Genomic DNA, 3,071 nt, shown 5'->3' on the forward strand with positions numbered 1-3,071 from the left:
CGCCCCCGTTGCCCGCCGGTACCTCCGCGGCCTAGCGTCAGGTCATGGCAACGGGAGGGCTCCTCTGGCCGGGTGCGGCGCGACGGCCTCGCACGGCACGACGGCCGGGGGCCGCACGACGGCCGAGACCGCCACGAGAGCCCGCCGCCGCACGATGGCCCGGCGCCGCACGGCGGCTGGGAACGGCCCTCGGGGCGGGCGTGCTGGTGACGGCCTGCGCCGGTTCGGGCGGCGCGGGGGCGCCGAGCACCGCGTCGCCCTCCGCCACGCCCCCGGAGGTGCTGTGCGCCCGGATCGTCGCCCACTGGTCGCGTGAGGTGCTCGACGAGGGCACGTACGGGGACTACCAGTCGATGGGGCTGTCCAACGGCCAGTACGACATCCTGCGCTCGGTCGTGGATGACGCGCGGGCCGCGAAGAAGCGCGAAGGCGCCGGTGCCGCGTACGAGTTGATCCACCGTCAGTCGCGCGAGGGCTGTGCGGCCCGGTACCGCTCCGGCGGCCCGGACAAGGGTCCGTGGCGGTGAGCGGCGGTGTCGGCCCCGTCGAGCCGGGTGAGGGCACGCGCGCGTGGGAGGCCGAGGACGCCCCCGCGAGAGGCGTTCCGCGCCGCTCGCCGGTCCTCTTCCGCGGGCGGCACCGACGCGCCGCGCTCGGGGCACTGGCGGCCGTCGCCCTCCTGGCCGCCGGCGGGCTGCTGTGGGCGACCCGGCCGCAGGACCGCCAACAGGCCGCGCCGAAGCCGCCGTTCCCTTCCCAGGTCGTCGACGTCGACTACCTGGGGCCGCTTCCGGTGCCGCCGGGCACCCGGCCGCGGACGTTCGCGCTGGAGGTGCTGCTCAGTGTGGAGTCGGGTCCGCCGGTCACGACGACGCGGCTGGCCCAGCCGTACGCCGGGATCTTTCTGACATCGGCGCCGCGGGCACCATTTCGGACAGCAGCGGGTTCCGCACGCAAGATCGTCGTCACGATGCATGTGACGGATTGCGGAAATGTGCCGGCGGATGCCGGACTTCCTTTCCTGGATGTAACTCTGCGTAATGCGCGCGCAATACAGGACCACAGCTTCATCCTCGGCTCCCGCTACGCACAGGACCTCTCCCAGGCCCTACAAGTCGCCTGTAGCAACGAATCCGGTCATCACCAAAACGCTTGAGACGCCTGGAACGATCGGGGTCCGTCCTGCGGATTCTCAACATGCGGACAGGGCGAATCGGCCTGAATTCCACGGTTCCACCCCCTCAGTACCGCTCTGCATTACCTCGTGTCATAACAAGAGAGTCACATCATGGGCCAGAGCCTCCTCCGCGTTACCTTCACCCGTTTAGAGTCACGGCCAGTCACCGCGCAGCTGAAATACCCCTTCGGCCCCCGCGCTCGACTCGGCCTCTTCCAGGGGGGAGAGCCGCCCAGGGAAAGGACTGGAACGTGCGTCAACGTTCGCTTATCGCCATCACCGCTGCGCTGTCCGCGGGAGCACTCACCCTCACTGCCTGCGGCTCGCGCGACAGCGACGACAAGGGCTCCGACAGCGGCGGCACCACCGTCACCATCGGCGTCGACGCCCCGCTCACCGGCGACCTGTCCGCGCTGGGCCTCGGCATCAAGAACTCTGTCGACCTCGCTGCCAAGACGGCCAACAAGAAGAAGTACGTCGACGGCGTCACCTTCAAGATCGAGGCGCTCGACGACCAGGCGCAGCCCTCCTCGGGCCAGCAGAACGCCACCAAGCTGGTCGCCGACAAGTCCGTCCTCGGTGTGGTCGGCCCGCTGAACTCCTCCGTCGCCGAGTCGATGCAGAAGGTCTTCGACGACGCCAAGCTGGTCGAGGTCTCCCCGGCCAACACCAACCCGGCACTCACCCAGGGCACCGACTGGCAGAACTCGAAGAAGCGCGTCTACCCCTCGTACTTCCGCACCGCGACCACGGACGCCATCCAGGGCCCGTTCGCCGCGCAGTACCTGTTCAACGACGCGAAGAAGAAGAAGGTCTTCGTCATCGACGACAAGAAGACCTACGGCGCCGGCCTGGCCGCCACCTTCACCGCGGAGTTCAAGAAGCTCGGCGGCGCGGTCGCGGGCACCGAGCACATCAACCCGGACAGCAAGGACTTCTCGGCCATCGCCACGAAGGTCAAGAACTCCGGCGCCGACGTCGTCTACTACGGCGGCGAGTACCCGCAGGCCGGTCCGCTGAGCAAGCAGATCAAGGCCGCGGGCGCCAAGATCCCGGTGGTCGGTGGTGACGGCATCTACAGCGCCGACTTCATCAAGCTGGCCGGCGCCAGCGCCGCCGGCGACCTGGCCACCTCGGTCGGCGCGCCGGTCGAGGAGCTGCCCTCCGCCAAGGAGTTCGTGGCCAACTACAAGGCCGAGAACTACAAGGAGGCCTTCGAGGCCTACGGCGGCTACTCCTACGACTCGGCCTGGGCGATCATCGAGGCCGTGAAGAAGGTCGTCGAGGACAACGACGGCAAGCTTCCGGACGACGCCCGCGCCAAGGTCACCGCCGCCATGCAGAACGTCTCCTTCGACGGTGTGACCGGCAAGGTCGCCTTCGACGAGTTCGGTGACGCCACCAACAAGCAGCTCACCGTGTACGCCGTCGAGAACGGTGCCTGGAAGTCGGTCAAGTCCGGCACCTACACCGGCTGACCCACCCGCATCACATGAGCCGCGCGGGGCGCTGTTCCACTGGCGCCCCGCGCGGACTCGCATCCGGACACATCCGTCGAAATCATCCGAACGTCTCGGAGGACATGCGGTGAACGAACTGCCGCAGCAGCTGGTCAACGGCCTGCTACTGGGATCCATGTACGGGCTGGTCGCCATTGGCTACACGATGGTCTACGGCATCGTCCAGCTCATCAACTTCGCCCACGGCGAGATCTTCATGACGGGCGCCTTCGGGGCTCTCTCCGTCTACCTCTGGGTGCTGCCCAACGGCACGACCATGTGGATCGCCCTGCCGCTCATGCTCATCGGCGCCATGCTGGTCGCCTCGCTGGTCGCCGTCGGAGCGGAACGATTCGCCTACCGGCCCCTGCGCGGTGCCCCCCGCCTCGCCCCCC

4 protein-coding genes are annotated in these 3,071 nt (G+C 68.6%); all 4 read left to right on the top strand.

Translation table 11 applies throughout. The features are described from left to right. Positions 1-200: 200 nt before the first annotated feature. Positions 201-527: a hypothetical protein gene (locus tag BZL64_RS25930; protein ID WP_244205501.1), complete on the top strand. Its 327-nt coding sequence runs from the start codon at positions 201-203 to the stop codon at positions 525-527. Beyond that, positions 524-1,156: a Tat pathway signal sequence domain protein gene (locus tag BZL64_RS25935; protein WP_086771604.1), complete on the top strand. Its 633-nt coding sequence runs from the start codon at positions 524-526 to the stop codon at positions 1,154-1,156. The genes BZL64_RS25930 and BZL64_RS25935 overlap by 4 nt, the downstream gene beginning before the upstream one ends. A gap of 272 nt (positions 1,157-1,428) precedes the next feature. Then, positions 1,429-2,655 (top strand): branched-chain amino acid ABC transporter substrate-binding protein, encoded by a 1,227-nt coding sequence (locus BZL64_RS25940; protein ID WP_086771602.1) that lies wholly within the window; start codon positions 1,429-1,431, stop codon positions 2,653-2,655. 109 nt (positions 2,656-2,764) lie between these two features. Continuing rightward, the coding region (locus BZL64_RS25945; RefSeq protein WP_425276069.1) for an ABC transporter permease subunit at positions 2,765-3,071 on the top strand (307 nt) is incomplete at its 3' end.

The organism is Streptomyces bobili (assembly GCF_002154575.1).
GTDB lineage: Bacteria > Actinomycetota > Actinomycetes > Streptomycetales > Streptomycetaceae > Streptomyces > Streptomyces bobili.